Origin of the sequence: Bartonella occidentalis, assembly GCF_037070875.1 — a bacterium.
Classification (GTDB): domain Bacteria; phylum Pseudomonadota; class Alphaproteobacteria; order Rhizobiales; family Rhizobiaceae; genus Bartonella.
In genome coordinates this window covers 788,433-807,687 of the sequence record NZ_JAYMZJ010000001.1, presented here as the reverse complement: position 1 = coordinate 807,687, position 19,255 = coordinate 788,433, and the positions used below count along the sequence as shown (strand labels likewise).

19 protein-coding genes are annotated in these 19,255 nt (G+C 35.5%); 1 reads left to right on the top strand and 18 read right to left on the bottom strand.

Annotated elements, in window-relative coordinates; all coding sequences use genetic code 11:
- Positions 1-85: 85 nt before the first annotated feature.
- The 8 genes from WCP78_RS03350 to tpiA form a co-directional block, all read right to left on the bottom strand.
- Positions 86-415: an FtsB family cell division protein gene (locus WCP78_RS03350; protein ID WP_336279074.1), complete on the bottom strand. Its 330-nt coding sequence runs from the start codon at positions 413-415 to the stop codon at positions 86-88.
- A 168-nt stretch (positions 416-583) separates the two neighbouring features.
- Positions 584-988 carry a TM2 domain-containing protein gene (locus WCP78_RS03345; RefSeq protein ID WP_336279073.1) on the bottom strand — a complete coding sequence of 135 codons (405 nt, stop codon included), beginning with the start codon at positions 986-988 and terminating at the stop codon, positions 584-586.
- Positions 989-1,034: 46 nt separating this feature from the next.
- Complete coding sequence (locus WCP78_RS03340) at positions 1,035-1,451, bottom strand: TM2 domain-containing protein (RefSeq protein WP_336279072.1); 417 nt, start codon at positions 1,449-1,451, stop codon at positions 1,035-1,037.
- 79 nt (positions 1,452-1,530) lie between these two features.
- Positions 1,531-2,799 (bottom strand): phosphopyruvate hydratase, encoded by a 1,269-nt coding sequence (eno, locus tag WCP78_RS03335; protein WP_336279071.1) that lies wholly within the window; start codon positions 2,797-2,799, stop codon positions 1,531-1,533.
- A gap of 71 nt (positions 2,800-2,870) precedes the next feature.
- The gene (gene kdsA, locus WCP78_RS03330; protein ID WP_336279070.1) at positions 2,871-3,707 is read right to left on the bottom strand and encodes a 3-deoxy-8-phosphooctulonate synthase; all 837 of its coding nucleotides are present in this window, start codon (positions 3,705-3,707) and stop codon (positions 2,871-2,873) included.
- Positions 3,708-3,741: 34 nt separating this feature from the next.
- On the bottom strand, positions 3,742-5,370 hold the full coding sequence (gene pyrG, locus WCP78_RS03325; protein ID WP_336279069.1) for a CTP synthase: 1,629 nt from the start codon (positions 5,368-5,370) through the stop codon (positions 3,742-3,744).
- Positions 5,371-5,477: 107 nt separating this feature from the next.
- A complete protein-coding gene (secG, locus tag WCP78_RS03320; RefSeq protein WP_336279068.1) occupies positions 5,478-5,924 on the bottom strand; it encodes a preprotein translocase subunit SecG in 447 nt (148 codons plus the stop codon).
- 82 nt (positions 5,925-6,006) lie between these two features.
- The gene (gene tpiA, locus WCP78_RS03315) at positions 6,007-6,771 is read right to left on the bottom strand and encodes a triose-phosphate isomerase (protein ID WP_336279067.1); all 765 of its coding nucleotides are present in this window, start codon (positions 6,769-6,771) and stop codon (positions 6,007-6,009) included.
- Positions 6,772-6,923: 152 nt separating this feature from the next.
- Between tpiA and WCP78_RS03310 the strand changes: the two genes are divergently transcribed.
- A complete protein-coding gene (locus WCP78_RS03310; RefSeq protein ID WP_336279066.1) occupies positions 6,924-8,810 on the top strand; it encodes a peptidylprolyl isomerase in 1,887 nt (628 codons plus the stop codon).
- A gap of 598 nt (positions 8,811-9,408) precedes the next feature.
- On the opposite strand, the gene WCP78_RS03305 is transcribed toward WCP78_RS03310, so the two are convergent.
- From WCP78_RS03305 to nagZ, 10 genes are all read right to left on the bottom strand, one after another.
- Positions 9,409-10,266, bottom strand: coding sequence for a phytoene/squalene synthase family protein (locus WCP78_RS03305; protein ID WP_336279065.1), 858 nt, complete (start codon positions 10,264-10,266; stop codon positions 9,409-9,411).
- Positions 10,263-10,649, bottom strand: coding sequence for an Mth938-like domain-containing protein (locus WCP78_RS03300; protein WP_336279064.1), 387 nt, complete (start codon positions 10,647-10,649; stop codon positions 10,263-10,265). The genes WCP78_RS03305 and WCP78_RS03300 overlap by 4 nt, the downstream gene beginning before the upstream one ends.
- 598 nt (positions 10,650-11,247) lie before the next feature.
- Positions 11,248-11,688, bottom strand: a complete 441-nt coding sequence (yajC, locus tag WCP78_RS03295) for a preprotein translocase subunit YajC (RefSeq protein WP_336279063.1) — start codon at positions 11,686-11,688, stop codon at positions 11,248-11,250.
- Positions 11,689-12,027: 339 nt separating this feature from the next.
- Positions 12,028-13,203: a peptidoglycan DD-metalloendopeptidase family protein gene (locus WCP78_RS03290; RefSeq protein ID WP_336279062.1), complete on the bottom strand. Its 1,176-nt coding sequence runs from the start codon at positions 13,201-13,203 to the stop codon at positions 12,028-12,030.
- A gap of 169 nt (positions 13,204-13,372) precedes the next feature.
- Positions 13,373-14,032: a protein-L-isoaspartate(D-aspartate) O-methyltransferase gene (locus WCP78_RS03285; RefSeq protein ID WP_336279134.1), complete on the bottom strand. Its 660-nt coding sequence runs from the start codon at positions 14,030-14,032 to the stop codon at positions 13,373-13,375.
- A 133-nt stretch (positions 14,033-14,165) separates the two neighbouring features.
- Entirely contained in the window at positions 14,166-15,443 is a 1,278-nt protein-coding gene (serS, locus tag WCP78_RS03280; protein WP_336279061.1) for a serine--tRNA ligase, read from the bottom strand.
- A gap of 50 nt (positions 15,444-15,493) precedes the next feature.
- A complete protein-coding gene (gene tatC, locus WCP78_RS03275) occupies positions 15,494-16,282 on the bottom strand; it encodes a twin-arginine translocase subunit TatC (RefSeq protein ID WP_336279060.1) in 789 nt (262 codons plus the stop codon).
- Positions 16,279-16,698: a Sec-independent protein translocase protein TatB gene (gene tatB, locus WCP78_RS03270; protein ID WP_336279059.1), complete on the bottom strand. Its 420-nt coding sequence runs from the start codon at positions 16,696-16,698 to the stop codon at positions 16,279-16,281. The genes tatC and tatB overlap by 4 nt, the downstream gene beginning before the upstream one ends.
- A gap of 102 nt (positions 16,699-16,800) precedes the next feature.
- Positions 16,801-17,073, bottom strand: coding sequence for a twin-arginine translocase TatA/TatE family subunit (gene tatA, locus WCP78_RS03265; protein WP_336279058.1), 273 nt, complete (start codon positions 17,071-17,073; stop codon positions 16,801-16,803).
- A gap of 218 nt (positions 17,074-17,291) precedes the next feature.
- Positions 17,292-18,323: a beta-N-acetylhexosaminidase gene (gene nagZ, locus WCP78_RS03260; RefSeq protein WP_336279057.1), complete on the bottom strand. Its 1,032-nt coding sequence runs from the start codon at positions 18,321-18,323 to the stop codon at positions 17,292-17,294.
- Positions 18,324-19,255 lie beyond the last annotated feature (932 nt).

Below are 19,255 nucleotides of genomic sequence, written 5' to 3'. Positions count from 1 at the left end.
AACCTTTACGAGCAAAAGTTACAAGCATTATCAATAAGATTAAATGATATCATAAAAAATTATTTTAAAAACAAACGACTTTTTATTAATTTTTAATATCATCAAGAGGACTTAAAATTGTCAATTCATTTGGCTTAGAGAAATTCAAATTCTTACGCACATATTCATCCAGCATATCCTTTTCAATGTGTCCGTCACGCAAAAGAGAAATATGCTTTTCAACGAATGCCCGTTCAGCTTCTATTCTCTGAAGCTCCTCTTTTAATTCGATAATATGCTGGTTAACGTCACTAAGAGAATACAGTCCATACTCACCATGATACATATGATAACCGAAATAACTTAGAACGCCCGCTGTTATAAGCGGCAATACAAAGCGAATTTTAGTCGATCTGCGTTTCTGCTTTGTCCACATAAAATAGCACAGTCTTTTTTAATATCATTTTCTAACTATACATATTTTTATTAACACTTTGTTACAAAATATTCATACTCCAACAACTTGCTATTGCATACTAATATCAACACGCTGTTTATAAAAACTATATTTTTTACTTTTTGTACTTTTACATTACAATAGATTTCAATTTGTAATTTTATTCCCATTTTTATCTGAAAATTGCCCAGCTAAGATAAGTATAAAATCAACAAACATCCAAACCCCACTAATGAGCAATCCAACAAATGATATAGATAAAATCAACATTAAAGCACCAGTCCAAATTTTACCAACCATAAAACGATGAACGCCAAACAGACCTGTACACCAACAAAGAAGTGCAAACATTACTTTTAATTGTTCCGGCTGTTGCCTAATTAACGGAAAAACAGAACTGGCAATACCATCATTACATACAAAATCAACAGATTCACCGACCTTCGGTGTAACCTTCCCTAACCAATCCAACAACGCAAATTGATAACGCTTACCATCATCACCAGAAATAAGATAAATCCCTTGGTTCTGATTAATAATTATACCTCTCATCTTTACTCCCTAAAAAATTATTATTCATGCATCACATAAACAACAGCTAATCTGTGATTTTATTCCCATTTTTATCTGAAAACTGTCCAGTCGCAATACATATAAAATCAACAAGCATCCAAACCCCACTAATGAGCGTTCCAAAAAATGATATAGATAAAACCAACATTAGAACACCCGTCCAAATTCTACCAACTATGAAACGATGCACACCGATTGGCCCCAGAAAAAGACAGACAAACAAAAGCACCACCCTTGAATACTTTTGTTCCACTGACGGCACAACAGGACTTAATGGCACAACAGAACTAGCAAGATCATCATTACATATAAAATCAACAGATTCACCGATCCTCGGTGCAACCTTTCCTAACCAATCCAATAACGCAAATTTATAACGCTTACCATCATCACCAGAAATAAGATAAATCCCTTGGTTATGATTAATAATCATACCTTTCATTCTCTCATCTCCACAGTTTTTGTTAAAGACGATTTAATAATATATAAATATAAATTAACGCAACTTTTTCTTACAATCATTAGCGATAAAAATCACCAATATAATTGGCTTGCACTCCTAACATTTCTTCAATACGAATCAATTGATTATATTTTGCTAACCTATCCGAACGCGCAAGTGAACCAGTTTTTATTTGCCCGCAATTTGTTGCAACAGCAAGATCAGAAATGAAAGAATCCTCCGTTTCTCCTGAACGATGAGATATAATAGCACGATAACCTGCCTTATGAGCAACTTCTATAGCATCAATCGTTTCACTCAACGTACCAATCTGGTTAACTTTAATAAGAATAGAATTAGCAACCCCCCTTTTAATACCTTCACGCAAACGTGTAGAATTGGTTACAAACAAATCGTCGCCAACAAGCTGACACTTTTTACCAATTGAGTCAGTAAGCAACTTCCAACCTTCCCAATCATCCTCAGCCATTCCATCTTCAATGGTAATGATTGGATAAGTGTCGACAAGTCGCGTCAAGTAATCTACTTGCTCCTGAGCATCACGGGACTTCCCTTCACCTTTATAAAAGTATGAACCATTTTTATAAAATTCTGTTGAAGCACAATCCAAACCAATAGCAATTTGCTCACCTGGTTTATATCCACATGCTATTATGGATTCTAAAATAAAGTTAATTGCTTGCTCAGCATCATTAAATTGAGGCGCAAAACCACCTTCATCACCAACATTAGTATTATAACCTGCGTCTTTTAAACGTCTTTTTAATGTATGAAAAACCTCAGCACCGTAGCGGACTGCTTCTTTAAATGTAGGAGCTCCTACAGGAATAATCATAAACTCTTGAAAATCAATTAGATTATCAGCATGTACGCCACCATTAATAATATTCATCATTGGAGTCGGAAGAATATGCGCTTGTGTACCGCCAATATAACGATATAAGGGCAAACGCAATGATTCTGCTGCAGCTTTTGCAACGGCCAACGAAACGCCAAGAATAGCATTAGCACCCAAACGCGCTTTATTTCTTGTCCCATCCAAGGCTATCATCGCTTTATCAATAGCTAGTTGGTTTCTTGCATCTCGTCCACCAAGTTCCTCAAAAATTTCCCCATTTATTGCAGCAACTGCTTTTTCAACTCCTTTACCTTGATAGCGCATGCTGCCATCACGTAGTTCCATAGCTTCATGGGTACCCGTTGATGCTCCTGCAGGAACACTAGCACGACCAAAAGCTCCATTTTCCAAACGAACATCGACTTCTACTGTTGGATTACCTCGGCTATCAAGTACTTCACGCCCAATAATATCGATAATCATAGTCATATGCGCCCCCTATCCAACAAAAGATTTATTTTAAACTTCATAGCGATAAAGCATTCTCTATAATTGTATGTTCAATTTATTTTTTTCGACACACTGTCAAATTCCATTAAAGTCTCAAGTAATTTTTGCAAATTATCAATCTTAACCATATTAGGTCCATCAGAAGGAGCATTATCTGGATCTTGATGTGTTTCTAAAAAAATACCCGCAACTCCAACAGCGCAAGCAGCACGTGCCAAAACTTCAACAAATTGACGTTGCCCACCAGATGAATCTCCTTGACCACCTGGCTCCTGCACAGAATGCGTTGCATCAAAAATAACAGGAGCCCCCAATGACCGTAAAATAGGCAAGGAACGCATATCAGAAATCAGTCGATTATAACCAAATGAAGTGCCACGTTCACACAACATAACATTAAGATTGCCGCTTTGAGTGATTTTCTTTAAAACACTCTCCATATCCCATGGAGCCAAAAATTGACCTTTTTTAATATTGATAATACATCCCGTTTTGGCTGCAGCTACCAAAAGATCTGTTTGACGACATAAAAAAGCGGGTATTTGTAAAACATCTACTGCTGAAGCAATAACCCTACATTGCTCTTCTGTATGCACATCAGTCAATACCGGACAGCCAAACTCCTTCTTTATATCAGAAAAAATAGCCATTGCTTTTTCAAGACCAACACCACGTGCCGCATTAAGAGAGGTTCTATTGGCTTTGTCGTAACTGGATTTATAAACAAATCCAATACCTACTTGATCAGCAATTGTTTTAATCCGACCAGCCATTTCAAAAGCATGATCTCGGCTTTCCATCTGACATGGACCCGCGATTAATGAAAGAGGCGCTTTATTTGAAAAAATAACATTTCCAACTTGTACAATAGCATTTGGTTTAAACACATTATACTCCTCAAAAAATAACTAAATTTATAAACTAAACTAATCTACTTTGTTCTATAGCGGCTTCAATAAAAGAAGAAAAAAGTGGATGCGGATCAAAAGGACGTGATTTTAATTCTGGATGATATTGTACACCAATAAACCATGGATGATTTGCATATTCTATCGCTTCTGGCAAAATACCATCTGGGGACATACCAGAAAAAATCAAACCACATTTTTCCAGCTTGTCTTTATAATCAATATTGACTTCATAGCGATGACGATGCCGCTCATAAATTTTTGTCACCCCATAAATTTTAGCAATATGACTATCTTTTTTTAGTTCGGCTGCAAAAGCACCAAGACGCATTGTGCCACCAAGATTTTCATACTGTGTACGTTTTTCAAGAATATCTCCTTTGAGCCATTCTGTCATTAAGCCTACAACTGGATTTTTTGTCTCACAAAATTCACTTGATGAAGCATTCTCAATATATGCAATATTGCGTGCAGCCTCTATACAAGCCAACTGCATTCCTAAACAAATACCTAAAAACGGAATTTTACGCTCCCGAGCAAATTGAATTGCTTTAATTTTACCCTCTGCACCGCGAGCTCCAAAAGCACCAGGCACCAAAATTCCGTGAACTTTTTGTAAATAAGACGCAGGATTTTCCTTTTCAAAAAGCTCTGCTTCAATCCATTCAATATTAGCTTTCACTTTATTGGCTAATCCGCCATGCGCAACAGCTTCCGTGAGAGATTTATATGCATCTTTCAAACCAGTATATTTTCCAACAATTGCAACCACCACCTCTCCTTCAGGATGGTGAATTCGATGTGTAATATCTTTCCAACGATCCATTTTAGGCTTAGGCGCTGGATCAATACCAAATGCAGCAAGAACTTCTGAATCTAGACCCTCTCTATGATAGGCCATAGGAACATCATAAATTGTTGGCATATCAAGTGCCTGAATAACCGCACTTGGACGAACATTGCAAAAAAGTGATAATTTGAATCGCTCTGTTTCTGGTATAGGTCTATCCGCGCGCACCAGCAAAACATCAGGAGCAATACCAATTGACTGTAACTCTTTGACCGAATGCTGTGTAGGCTTTGTTTTTAATTCACCCGCTGAAGAAATATAAGGCATCAATGTAAGATGTACATAAACAACACTTTTTCTTGGCAATTCATTTTGAAGCTGACGAATCGCTTCAAGAAAAGGCATTGCTTCAATATCACCAACAGTACCACCTATTTCACATATAACAAAATCAAATTCTTCATTCCCCGTCGTAATGAATCTCTTAATTTCATCAGTAACATGAGGAATGACCTGAACTGTTGCTCCTAAATAATCACCGCGTCGTTCTCGTTCAATAATATTGCGATAAATACGACCTGTTGTGATATTGTCTTCTTTATTTGCAGAACAGCCAGTAAAGCGCTCATAATGACCAAGATCAAGATCGGTCTCAGCACCGTCATCGGTTACAAACACTTCACCGTGTTGATAAGGTGACATCGTACCTGGATCAACATTCAAATAAGGGTCAAGCTTGCGAAGACGTACATGATACCCGCGCGCTTGCAATAATGCGGCTAAAGCCGCCGCTGTGATGCCTTTCCCAAGAGAAGAGACTACACCACCAGTAATAAAAACATAATACACCATGGGCTTATGGTGATAAGCAGTTTATGATGATTTTTCCAGAAAAAAAATGCAAAAAAACAATTTTTCTTCACAAAAATAAAAAAGGTGAAAATCACCTTTTTAAAAAGCTATTTTGTACTATCGTCAGGAATTGGACTTTCAGGAAGTGATGGGACTGGATTTTCAGTTACTGGAACAGCAGGATCGTTTTGTTCGGTAGAAACCGTACCGCCGCCCAGCTGCTCAAGAATAGAAGGCTGAGAACTACTTTCCGATGAAGGTATACCCTCTGAAATTCCTTTATTTATTGAATTTTGTTCTGTATCAATCCTCTTGAGAATATCAGAATTGGAGTTTGATAAATTCCCAACCACTATAAGTCCAATGGATATTACAAAAAAACAGAATGCTAAGATAGCTGTCAAACGCGTTAACGCGTTTTTAGCGCCACGAGTTCTCATAAGTCCTGAACCACTACTAACGCCAAGTCCGCCGCCCTCTGAAGGTTGGATCAACACAACACCAACTAAAGCAATGACAACTAAAAAATGAATAACAATGAGTACTGTTTGCATAAATCCTGCTCTTTATAATAACTATTTATAGCTATTTACACGTAAACTATACAGAATCCAAGGAAAAACCAATGTTCCGTCGTTATAATTTACGATAAACATCGCAAATAGTTAAAAAATCAATTGCTTTTAGGCTTGCTTTCCCTACAAGAGCACCATTAACGTCGGCAGTACTCAAAATCTCAAATGCATTGGATGCCTTGACTGACCCACCATAAAGTAAGCGGATATCGCTCCCATGACTACCAAAGCGAGAGCGCACTTGATGACGAATAAAATTATGTACTTCTGCAATATCCGCCGAAGTAGCTGCATTACCTGTACCTATAGCCCACACAGGTTCATAAGCAATAATTACATTCTGCGATGTAGCACCATCTGGTAAAGATTCCTCAAGCTGTTGCGTAAGGACATCTAACATTTTATTACTTCTACGCTCCTCCAATGTTTCACCAACACAAACAAGCGCTATAAGACCTGCTCGCCACGCCGCTTTCACTTTAGCACAAACAATTGCATTACTTTCATGATAAGCTATGCGACGTTCTGAATGTCCAATAATGACATGGCTTGCCCCCGCCTCTTTGAGCATAAAAGACGAAATATCTCCAGTATAAGAGCCACTATCATCAAAATGACAATTTTGCCCACCTAAGAGGAGATTTTCATTGCCCAGTATATCAAAGGCACGTGATAAAAGCGTTGCTGGAACACAAATAAGAGCTTCCAATAAACGACCTAAATCAGAGCTAATCCCAGCAGCAATAGCGCGTAATTCCCCAAGAGATTCACCGGTTCCCTTCATTTTCCAATTTCCAGCGATCAAAGGCTTAACATTTGAAGACATATTTTTACCTCAAAAGCTATTATGACAATTTTTTATCTTTAGTAACAAATAAAAAAACGAAAGCAAGTCTTTAAGACTTGCATCTTATGCGTCTTTATTGCAAATTTCATCACTGCTTTGATAATAATTGTAACAGCAAACGGGATTGAAAGATGCTTGACATCATAAGAAATGCCACAAATTCCTGGATCGCCAGATTTTTTCTTGTAATTTTGCTCTTATGCTTCGTCTTGTTATGGGGCATACCGCAATTACACACAAAAAGTGAAAGAGATCTTATAACTGCTGGAAAATCCACAGCAACAGTCGACGATTATTATCTTGCACTCACTGATCACAGCTCACGCTTAGCATTTGCTTATCATCTTGGACGCATGTTTACACCAAATGAAATGCAGGAATATAGAATACCTGCTTTTGTTTTTAGTCAGCTACAACAAAATGTATTATTTGATGAACAGGCACGAAAAATGAAAATTAGCCTTTCAAAAGACGCTATAGCTTATCGAATGAGCACTGATAATATGTTTCAGATAAATGGAAATTTTAACAAAAATTTATTTCTTAACTATCTGCAGCAATTACATATCAGCGAAAACAATTTCCTTAATTATTATGCTAAAAATGAAAAGCGTAATCAGTTAGTTTTAGCGTCTTTATCTGGTATGAAGGCACCAGATACCTTTTATAAAGCACTTGCTCGTTATCGTGAAGAAACGCGTACCGCGGATTATATAGTTATAGATCTTAAAGGAAAAGAAGAAATTTCTGCCCCAAATCACGACGTATTGCAAGAATGGTTTGAGACTCATAAGGATGAGTTTCGTACTCCAGAATATCGTACTGTTTCTTTCCTATCTATGAAACTTTCTGAATTTTTAAAGCCAAATGATATTTCAGTAGATGAAGCTAAAGCTTATTATGCACAAAATTCTTCACGCTTTATAACTCCTGAAAAACGTACTATTGAAGAGTTGCGCTTTCCTACACGTGAAGCTGCTGATAAGGCGGCAAAAAAGATAGCTGATGGATTAAGTTTTGATGATTTGGTTAAAGCTGAAAAAAAGAAGCTCGATGATATTACAAAAGGTCCTTTAGCAGAAAATGAACTTCCTAATCACTTAGCATCTGAGGTTTTTGAACTTAAGCTAGGACAAGTCAGCGATGTGATCAATGATTTACAAGGACCTGTAATCATTCGAGTTACACATATTGCAGCTCCAAGCCCCATTCCCTTTGAAAACGTTAAAAATGATATTCGTCAAAAACTTGCTCAAAGCCTTGCAGAAGATGATATACGAAACAATTATACAGAAATTGAAAATGCTCGCTTTGAAGGAGCTTCCTTTAAAGAGCTTGCTAACCAATATAAATTGTCTCTGCAAACTATCACTCTTGATAAAACAGGAAAAACCATTGAAGGAAAAACGCTTACGGATTTACCCCAAAAAGACGTCTTATTAAACTCCATCTATCAAACAAGCGAAGGAACTGATCTTGATCCCCTCATTCTTCAAGAAGGTGGATATCTTTGGTATAAAGTAGATAAAATCATACCATCTCGTTACAAAACTCTCCAAGAAGCTAAGCAGGATGCTATTGCACAGTGGAAAAGTGGAGAAATCCAACAGATTCTTGATGAAAAAGCCCAAAATTCTCTCAAACAGCTCAATGAAGGAAAGAGCTTTGTTTCTCTTGCGCATGAACTTGGAATCACTCAGAAAACGACAAAAGCCTTGCGTCGCCAAGATTCATCTGAATTTTTTGGATCTGAAGGCATCAAAGCGTTATTTTCTAGTTCTAAAAATCATTATGGTATAGTAAAAGGCTCAGATGCAACAAACCGTATCATTTATCAAGTAAAGACAGTGACAATACCTAATATCACTGCCCACACCCTTTCGCACGATATCCGTACCAATTTAGATATACAGATAAGAGAAGATCTTAGATTGGAAATGTTAAAGGCTGCCAATAAGGAATATCCTTTGAATATTAACAGCAATAATTATAATAGAATTTTCAATGCTTTTCAGTAACATGTTATAAGAAAGTTTAAGAGAAATTATTTTAACAATTATAATCATACTTCTAGACATTAATAATAGCAGTAAAGTGCGATTTTTGCTAATGTTGAGATGATTAACGTCTGTATAAATATCCAGATATTCTGCAAATTCTAAGAAGATCGTGCACAAAATTTTGAAAACAAGTTCTACAATATATTATCAAAAATAACGCTATCCACGAAAGTAATCCTTTTGATATTATACTGTGATAAAAAGTATTATCTCTTGTAGTTTAATTAACAGTCTACCACAACATTCATCAACAAATATAAACTTATATTGTCAATAAATAGAGAGACTTTTCTCTCCAAAAAAATAGTTAATATAGTACATAAATTTTATTTTATGTTACTGTGTTTTTCGAAACTTTCATTAATGCATAATACTAAGAAAAATGACAAAAAATGAAGAAATACATGGAGTTTTTATTAATATCATAAATTCAACTTTAATAATCTTTTAAATTATACCCATCAATTTATCTAGATTCATAAGTCAATTTTATTCCAATGTAGGAAATATATCCATATTTTATTGATTTTTCTATTTTCAGGAACAATCTTTTTCCTTATATTTTCGGAAAAGTCCTACTCATCGCCGCTTTTGTGATTAACCAATAGCGATGAAGTAACGATAGAGTTGCATTTTTCTGAAAAACTTCTTCCCCTAATTGTGTCGCTTTTTGAAGAGATTCTGGTATAATTGCCAACGGAAGAAATGCTGGTATAAGCGCTTTAGGCAAAGTATTAAGATGCTCATAAAACTTAATATAATGATCTCGCGATAACGCTACCATAGCTTCAATGATACAGCGTTTTTGCTCTTCATTAATACGATTAAACTCTAAGTCTTCTCTATCTACTCCTAGAGCTTGTAGCATATCAACAGGAAAATAATATTGATATCGTGATCTCATAAATGATAAAAGACGCAATACACCGCTTAATCCCTGAGCGATTCCCCCATGTTTACAGGCATCTGTAAAATTTTGTGCACTATCAGAATCTAATATCTGACAAGAAAGCTGTAAAATTATACTCACTGTCTTACTACAATAGGCTTCAAGATCGACAATAGTTGCTATTGGATCTTGATAAAGATCTAAAATCTGCGCATCACAATAACGTAACAGCGCTGCCTTGGGTAAATTGAAGGAAGTAATTGCTGTAAATAAATCATTCAAGATTGGATTGCTTTTATTATTTTGCACTTCATCATTAGCGATAGAATCATACCACCAGCGTAATCTCATCTCACCAATAAGCGGATCATGAACACTTTCACGAACACGAACAATTTCTACGTTAAAAGCATAAAGAGCAGCCAATGCTCTGCGCTTCTCTTTAGGAGCAAATAAAACCGATATATAACGATCTCGATCTGTAGCACGTAAAATATCTAAACTGTAAGGAAGATAGCTTATCATTCTACTGCAAACAATAATGCAGCAACTGCACGATCTTCGGCTAACAGAACATTAAATGTACGCACTGCTGCTCCCGTACTCATTGTATCTGATGAAATGCTCTTTTCCTTTAAAAGTACTCGTAATTTTTCAGGTAATTGTAGTAATTCAGCTCCAGTACCTACTAAAAAAACCTCAATCTCATCTGCTTCTTCCAAAACGCGAGATATATCCCCTTGAGTAGGAATAGGCGCTACCATATCAATACCGTAAATACCTGATGGTACACAAATAATAGAACCTTTATGAGACATATCAGCGAAACGAAAACCACCATTTCCATAAGCATCAATAGGGGCACGCCCTGGAAAATGAGCCTCACGGATTTGAATTGCATGAAACATATTTAAGTGTCCTTTATTTTTGAAAACCCAATTGCGTCTTTCTTATCCCCCTAAAAGTCACCAAAAAACCAATAACAAACGATTAATATATTGATCTTAACCAATATAGCAATATTGATACAAAATCTTTCACCCCCCAAATACCGTTCTAATAATACAAAAGACAACATATAAAAATTATTATTTCAGACAGTATGAAGAAAGTCTACAATGAACACGATTAAATGTTATGTTCATCTATGAACATATCCTATCTAATCTAAAAAGGAGAATTGATTTTAGATAAACAAGCAATAAATGTTATCTATCGTACGGAACAGTGATATTATTTTAAACTCAAAGAGTGTCAAAAATTGTTGTAATACTCCTAAAATGAAACAACTCTTTTAAAAGTAATCCTACAGAAATAAACAAAAATTATGACACTGTTTATAGACTATATAAAACCATTCACCTAAAACAATGGCTTCTATAGAAAAATCAACCATCTTTTATAAAGTTAGCAGCTTATATAAATATATTTTGTTAGATAATGAACCTGTGATCAGGTTAATACACCTTGTCAAACATTCAATAAATAAGCAACAACATTTTATGGTTAATCTTCTTTTGGTGCAGCTTCTTTCTCGTTAGATGCACTTATATCTTCCTTCATTGTAACTTTGGACTTTTTCTGTTCTTTTATTTTAGAGTTAGATTTTAATTTTTTTTCCGGAATTGGTTTACCTTTAACACGAACATCAGTCAATGTAGAATGGATAACACGAATATGCATACCATCACCAACTTCAACCTCTAATTCACCGCTTTCATCATAAACCTTTGTAACTTTACCGATAATACCGCCACCCGTTATAACTGTGTCACCGCGGCGTACAGCATTAAGCATTTCTTGCCTCTTTTTCATTTGCACACGTTGTGGGCGAATGATAAAAAAATACATAATTACAAAAATCAGAATAAAAGGAACAAATGTAACAAGTGATCCCCCATTAGAAACACCGCCTGCAGCTTGAGCATAAGCGTTGGTAATAAACATTTTGATCTCCTATAGATTAAGCTCTAATATTTCCTACTCTACTAAAATAAGCTTCTCACTCGAAAGAAAAAAGCCTTTTTTAGAATTATCGTGACATAGCGATAACCACACGGCTGTAGCCATAGCCTTATTAAGAAGCAATAAATCCTTAAAAAATAGAAGGCAACGGACAAAAACCTTTAAAGAATAAATTTATTGTTATTATATATAACGCAAAACTATTTTTTACCTTTCCAATTTTAATCAATAAATCACCGCTATAACACTTATCAAATTTTTACCCCAGATTATAAATATTATAAACTCAATTCATCTATTACTTTTATGATCCATCATTCATTAATTTTCTAAATACTCATTTGGATCGACAGGTACAGTATTTTTGCGTACTTCAAAATAAACACGTGGCGTTTTAACATTTCCTGAAATACCAGATTTAGCAATTTCATCGCCACGCCGTATTCTTTGTCCTTTGTCAACAACGAGCTTACTGTTATGCCCGTAAATAGTGATAATATTATTTTCATGCCGAATCATGACAACATTGCCGAGCTCTTTTAACCCATCACTCGCATAGATAACAATACCATTTTCTGCTGCCTTTACCGATGATCCTTCAGGTGCAGCAATATCTATTCCTCGATTAGTTGCCGTTCCCTTTTTTTGGCCAAATCTGCTTAATAAACGCCCTCTTACCGGCCAACGCATTCTAGAAATCCCTGTAGCTTGCGGGGTATGTGTATTATTATCTCCATTCATCATTTTATCTGAAGAATTAGCTCCACGATTTGACACTATCGTCTGTCTAGAAGACTTTTTCTCAATACTTGATCTGTTAACTTTTGCAGAAGGTATAGCTGTTATAGGAGCTGTATATACAGATGAGCCTTTCTTGTGTTTCATGGATGACATAGCCTGAGATTGCACTGAGGATTTTGTTGTAGATGCAAAAGAATTATCATTTTGAGTGTTTAGAGTTTCTACTGTACGCTTATCCGGAATCATGAGCACTTGACCGATATAAATAGAATTATTGTTTATACCATTTGCTAATTTTAATGTGTCAATACTAACTCCTGTTTGCTGCGCAATGCTTAACAGTGTATCCCCGCTTTGGACAATATAGGAGTTTTGTCGAACAACACGAGAATCATTCATTTGTGAACGAGACAGCGTTCCAAGATTGCGTGGTGGTTCCCCCATAATCCGCCCATCAGGAGAAAGTACCCCACCGTGCCTTGAAGAATTATACGGAACATCATTATAAGCCCATGAATTATAACTTGGCTCAGCAGGTGGTAATTCAGTACTTTGTATCACACCATCCGATAGCGCTTGCACGTTAGCAGGCGTAGTTGCTGAAACGTTTGACTGAGTCGAAACTGTACTCTCAGAAAAAATATGAGAGAAACGCTGCGTACCGGAACTACATCCTACAAGCGCTATCATTATCACCCCCAGCACTATCCCTTGAAAGTTATACCTAAGAATATTACCCAAAACTTCTAAATACATAGTTTTGCTCGCTCACCAACACTCAACTTACTTTATTAAAGCTTTTTAGTATTACCTAAGAGTTAAAATTAGATATTCCGCTCAATAAATATCCTGAATAAAATCAATAGAGATTTTTACCATTAAATAGAAAGACAAAATATCTTATTCAACGCCTTAGCTTAAAAAATTAAAGCACTTCCGCAATACCTTCAATAAAAGGTTGATAGCGTACTTGAAACATTTTTGAGCACTGAAATTGGCTACCAGTTTTTACATAACGTGTAACCATCTGCACCCCTTCATCTGGTCCTATAGCTTGAATGAGAATTCCATTTTCAGTTAAAAGTTCTAAGATTTTTTTTGGTTCATCAGAACGTGATGGCCAAATAAGAATGCGATCAAATAATCCAAACCCTGTAACAGTATGGCTTCCATCAATCTGCTGTACAATGATATTTTCAAGTCCCAAATTTTGAAATTTCTGGCGCGCCAAATCGACAAGTGTTTTATAACGATCAACTGTTATCACGCGATCACTCAGACACGCCATCAGGGCAGTACAAAAACCAGAACCTGTACCTATTTCTAAGACACGATGTTGTTTTTTCAACGATAAAGCATAAAGAATCAGAAGCTGCTCTTCCAAACGCTCAATATATTCACCACACTCAATCGGAATAACTTTATTATCATAAGCACTGTTGAGCCAAGGAGCAGTTACAAATTGCTGACGCGGAATTTTTTCAAACGCTGCAAAAAAGCGAACATCATCAATTCCTTTGCTGCGCATCTTCAGGACAAGACCCGCCAGCTCCTCACGAAATTGTAAAATACTCCTTTGCCCCATAATTTTATCAAACTTGCATGGAATAGCTATCTCGCTGTATTCGCAAGCCATTTCTTTTAGAAACGGAAAACCTTGCACTTATACGTCTTACATCTCTCCAATATAAATGCATATCAATTCTCTTTCTGCAAAATTAAGCAGTAATACAACGTATTCCTTTCATATAGGGCTGTAAGACATCTGGGACAATAATTGATCCATCAGCTTGTTGATAATTTTCTAAAATAGCGATAAGACAACGGCCAACCGCTGTACCAGAACCATTCAGGCTATGAACAAAGTGTAATATTTTATCACCTTTTTTACGATACCGAGCGTTCATGCGTCGTCCTTGAAAATCTCCACAAACTGAACAACTGGAAATTTCACGATAACGCCCCTGACCAGGAAGCCAAACTTCAATGTCATAAGTTTTACGTGCAGAAAACCCCATATCACCAGTCGAAAGAACCATCGTACGAAAAGGTAAATCTAGTCGTTTCAACACATTTTCTGCACACTCTGTCATACGTTCTAATTCAATTAAAGACTGTTCCTCAGTGGTAATAGATACCATTTCAACTTTCCAAAATTGGTGTTGACGAAACATACCACGTGTATCACGACCTGCAGATCCTGCTTCTAAACGAAAACAAGGTGCTAGGGCAGAAAAGCGCAACGGCAGATCTGATGCATCAAGAATTTCGTTGTTTACTAAATTAGTTAACGGCACTTCTGCTGTAGAAATAAGCCATCGACCATCTGTTACCTGAAAGAGATCATCAGCAAATTTAGGTAATTGCCCTGCCCCATACACGATCTCATCACGAACAATAAAAGGTCCTGAAACCTCTGTATAACCATGCTCATCAATATGCATATCAAGCATAAATTGGCCTAATGCACGCTCCAACCGTGCCAATGCACCTGAAAGAACTGTAAAGCGTGCGCCCGATAAACGACTCGCCCGTTCAAAATCCATCTGCTTAAGACTTTGACCAAGATCAAAATGTTGCCTTGGTGTAAAATCAAATACCCGAGGTTTACCAAAATGCCGAATGACAACATTATCGCTCTCATCTTTGCCTTCCGGAACATCATCCAATGGAATATTTGGAAGCTCTGAAAGAACCTTCTCAAGGCTTTCAGTTAACCGCTTCTCTTCCGCCATAGCAGAAGAAAGAAAGACTTTAATCTCTTCCACCTCAGCTCTAAGGCATTCAGCCATTTTTTTATCAGATGCAGCTAAAGCCTGCCCTATTTCTTTTGAAGCGGTATTGCGACGCTCCTGTGCAACTTGCACTTTAGAAACATACGACCGACGTTCAAGATCAAGTTCTATTAACTTTTTAGCTTGCGGTTTCATGCCTCTATTTTTAAGCGCTTTATCTAACTTTTCAGGATGTTCACGAATCCACTTAATATCAAGCATAAAAATTCCTTGTTCGTATTATGTCCGTTAAGTTCCTACCACATAAGATATTAATTATGAAGAGGATTTTTCTTCCTTTCTATGTAATAGGCAAGTAAAATTGAGAGCTCGTAAAGAGCTATCGTTGGTAAGGCCACTGCAAACATAGTGACAAAATCTGACGGAGTTACTATCGCTGCAATTATAAAAGAAATAAGCATAGCCCACTTTCGTATGGATACCAACGTATGAGATGTTAAAAGCTCGACTTTCGTTAAAAGACCAATCACAAGTGGAAGTTGAAAAATAAAACCAAAAATCAAAATAAATGATGTCATAAAGCTTAAATAATCAGAAATACGAACTACAAATTCTATTCTTAAATGAACATCTGGAAGAAATTGCTGAGAAAGGCTAAACAAAAGTATTATAGGTGCCAAAAGAGCATAGACAAACGCACCCCCAATAAAAAATAAAACAGGCCCACCAATAAGAAATGGAACTAAAGCCATCCGCTCATTTTTATACAATCCTGGTGCGATAAAACTATATAACTGAAAAGCCGTATAGGGAAATGATAAAATAGCTGCCCCAAAAGCAGCAAGCTTCATTTTCGTTAAAAAAGTTTCCCATACTTGCGTCGATTGTAAACGAATACTTTCAGGATCACCACCTGATATTTTCATTGCCCATTGATAAGGCCATATCAAAAAATTTAAGATATAATCCTTTATAAAAAAGCATATAATAAAAGCTATAAAAAATACAATCAAAGCAGCAATAATCCTCTGACGTAGCTCAATTAAATGTTCTAAAAGCGGCGCCATATTAGCATCAATTTGCTCTTTCTCAGAATTCATAACGTATTTTCTCTACGTTTAGAAATTATAGAAACTCTTCCAGAGTTACGGAGATCAATAGCTTCATTTTTATCATATCCCAAAGTATCTTTGTCTTTTCCTAATTTATGATGAGTTATGTCTACATCAAAACTGTTATTCATATCCTCCACCGCGTCGTGGACTGGATTTAAAATCTCTGTTAATTCCTTACGTGGGTTAATATCTCTGATCTCTGATAATGTTTTTTGCAAACTGTTGAGCTCAGCTTGTTTCATTGCATCATCAAATTGATGGCGAAATTCATTCGTTGTTGAACGGATATAGGCTATCGCCTTAGCCATTGCTTTCAACATTTTTGGTAAATCTTTTGGCCCAACGATAACAATAAGAACAAGTAAAATTACAAAAAACTCTGATCCATCAATCCCAAACACTACTCACGCCCATTTCTTTATTTTTAAAATAATGCACAATTATTATTGCTATTGTTGCATTTTATTACTTTACATGCTGTTTTTTAACAATAAACATCTCATCTATTTTAGAGAAGAAGACTTTTTTCTACGTGCTGTTGTACGCTTTTCCGATAACGGTTGAGACTGTTGAGATTCAACATCAATTGTTTTGGAATAATCATCCATTTCAAGCTTATCCTCAGCACTACTTTCGTCTTCCTGCATATTTTTTTTAAAAGCTTTAATACCCTTAGCAATGTCACCCATTAATTCAGAAACTTTACCACGCCCAAAAAGCACAAAGATAACCAATAGAATTACAATTAAATGTGTTGGTGAAAAAATATTACCCATTACTCTCTCTCTATGCGTTTACGTTTGACTTCATCCGCTTATATTTAACTTGTAAGAAATATAGCAAATACAACCCTAAGCTTATTTGTACATTTATTCTTTAGTTAAAGGCAATTACACGTTTTTTCTTGCAAATTAATTTTTAATCTGTCTCCGCTTTTTCAGTGCATTACAATAAATTTAAATAAGACAACAATGACAGACTTATTTATAAAAATTTATATAAAAGCTAAAAGATTTGAAAATTCTTCTCTTAGATCAGTCTCATCTGATTTATCAAATTGCAAAACTTTGGTGCAAGCACTATATGCGCGTTCCAATGATTTTCCTTTTAAAAATGAAGCCGCATGTGCAACAGCAAGCATCTCTTCCAAATTACCATTACAATGAAGAACAATATCACAGCCTGCCGCAAAAATTTTACGCGTTAAATCTGATAAACTTACTGAGAATGTACTCCCTGAAAGAGCTTTCATTGACACATCATCTGACATTAAAAGACCATCAAAACCTATATTTTTACGAATAACATCTTCAATAACTCTCTTAGAAAGCGTTGCAGGAAGCGTATTATCAATTGCTTCATAAACAATATGAGCAGTCATCGCAGCTGGCAAATCAGCCAAATTTTTAAATGGGAAAAAATCATATTTTTCTAAGATATTAAATGGCACATCGACACGTGTTAACTCTAAATGAGTATCAGAAAATGCCCTACCATGTCCAGGAATATGTTTCATCACTGGTAAAACACCCCCATCCAAAAGACCCCTAGCAGCGGCGCGCCCTAAAGCTGTAACTGCTTCTCGCTCTTGTGCATAAGCACGCGTTCCAATAATATCATGTGCTCCTACCACTGGTATATCTAAAACAGGAAGACAATTGGCATTTATGCCAAACTTCATTAAATCAAAAGCATGAAGCCGAGACATGATCCATGCAGCACGAATTCCCTTATCTTGATCCTTTTTATAAAGTTTCCCCAGAACTTCCGCTGCTGGATAACGAGGAGCCAAAGGTGGAAGCAGACGTTGTACCTTCCCACCTTCCTGATCAATAAAAATAAAAATATCATCACGCTCACTTACATCGCGTAAAGACGTAGTAAGAGCCTTGACATCAGATTCCGTACCAATATTACGTGCAAATAAAATAAAAGCCCAAGGTCGATGCTCAATAATGAACGCTTTTTCATCATCTCTTAGAAAAAAACCAGAAATACCAGTAATCATCGCTTTTATTTCTGACATTATTGTAATACCTTGCTGTTTATGCTTCAATATTGTTAGTTTAATTGAGATAGCTCGTACACCTTACATCAATTTTTAAAAGCTATATTGCGATAACAAATAAAATAACCTCATCATTTATCATATATTTGTGCTCCGATTAGTAAAAATCTGTTTGCACATTAACACATATTTTTGGCAATGTTTTTTACAAGAGTATACTAATTTTCTTAAAATAAGGAAATAATAAGTTCAAAATATTTTATATAAAATATTAAAAATTCATAATTTTTCAAATAGTTGATAAGTTTATTAAATGTGTTAATTTAATTTATAATTTACAACTGATTTCAGTGTTTCTATGGTTAATTTTATCTTACACGCTCTCTTTAAAGCAACAACAATAAAAAAAACTCTATAAAAACTATTACTGTACAATATACATAATGAGAACATTTTTTTATTGCCTCACAGATCGTTGTTTAGTTAATAGGATCTCATTTTTAGAACTATGACCTAGAGAAATTTAAGCAATATTGTTTTGAATACAGGTGATCATCTCTAATTTGTAGATGCCTTATTTTATTATAATAAATGAAGATGTTTCTATGAATCAGCGAATGTTTTTTTGCATATTGTACAGTTCAATCAAATTACTTAGAAGCATATCACAATTATTCATTGGTTAATGAATTCGTATAGTACCTCTTCAAGATCACTTTCTTATTTAAAAAATACCACGATAGATAGTATTTAGTCATATCAACAGTTTCTTATTTTATAAGATAGAATTTCTCTTTTAACTAATTCAACCAAAATCATCCTCATTTTGCCACTATCCAACAGTGTCTTAATTTTCCTTTGTATTGAAAAAACAATATCTATATTATTAATAGCCATTATTGTTTTTAGTTTGCAATTTGTAGATTTTTATTTTTTTGCTTTATAATAAT

Coding starts and splice junctions, on each gene's coding strand:
- WCP78_RS03350 (WP_336279074.1), bottom strand. CDS start 415: ATGTGGACAAAGCAGAAACGCAGATCGACTAAAATTCGCTTTGTATTG.
- WCP78_RS03345 (WP_336279073.1), bottom strand. CDS start 988: ATGAGAGGTATAATTATTAATCAGAACCAAGGGATTTATCTTATTTCT.
- WCP78_RS03340 (WP_336279072.1), bottom strand. CDS start 1,451: ATGAAAGGTATGATTATTAATCATAACCAAGGGATTTATCTTATTTCT.
- eno (WP_336279071.1), bottom strand. CDS start 2,799: ATGACTATGATTATCGATATTATTGGGCGTGAAGTACTTGATAGCCGA.
- pyrG (WP_336279069.1), bottom strand. CDS start 5,370: ATGGTGTATTATGTTTTTATTACTGGTGGTGTAGTCTCTTCTCTTGGG.
- secG (WP_336279068.1), bottom strand. CDS start 5,924: ATGCAAACAGTACTCATTGTTATTCATTTTTTAGTTGTCATTGCTTTA.
- tpiA (WP_336279067.1), bottom strand. CDS start 6,771: ATGTCTTCAAATGTTAAGCCTTTGATCGCTGGAAATTGGAAAATGAAG.
- WCP78_RS03310 (WP_336279066.1), top strand. CDS start 6,924: ATGCTTGACATCATAAGAAATGCCACAAATTCCTGGATCGCCAGATTT.
- WCP78_RS03305 (WP_336279065.1), bottom strand. CDS start 10,266: ATGATAAGCTATCTTCCTTACAGTTTAGATATTTTACGTGCTACAGAT.
- WCP78_RS03300 (WP_336279064.1), bottom strand. CDS start 10,649: ATGTTTCATGCAATTCAAATCCGTGAGGCTCATTTTCCAGGGCGTGCC.
- yajC (WP_336279063.1), bottom strand. CDS start 11,688: ATGTTTATTACCAACGCTTATGCTCAAGCTGCAGGCGGTGTTTCTAAT.
- WCP78_RS03290 (WP_336279062.1), bottom strand. CDS start 13,203: ATGTATTTAGAAGTTTTGGGTAATATTCTTAGGTATAACTTTCAAGGG.
- WCP78_RS03285 (WP_336279134.1), bottom strand. CDS start 14,032: ATGGGGCAAAGGAGTATTTTACAATTTCGTGAGGAGCTGGCGGGTCTT.
- serS (WP_336279061.1), bottom strand. CDS start 15,443: ATGCTTGATATTAAGTGGATTCGTGAACATCCTGAAAAGTTAGATAAA.
- tatC (WP_336279060.1), bottom strand. CDS start 16,282: ATGAATTCTGAGAAAGAGCAAATTGATGCTAATATGGCGCCGCTTTTA.
- tatA (WP_336279058.1), bottom strand. CDS start 17,073: ATGGGTAATATTTTTTCACCAACACATTTAATTGTAATTCTATTGGTT.
- nagZ (WP_336279057.1), bottom strand. CDS start 18,323: ATGTCAGAAATAAAAGCGATGATTACTGGTATTTCTGGTTTTTTTCTA.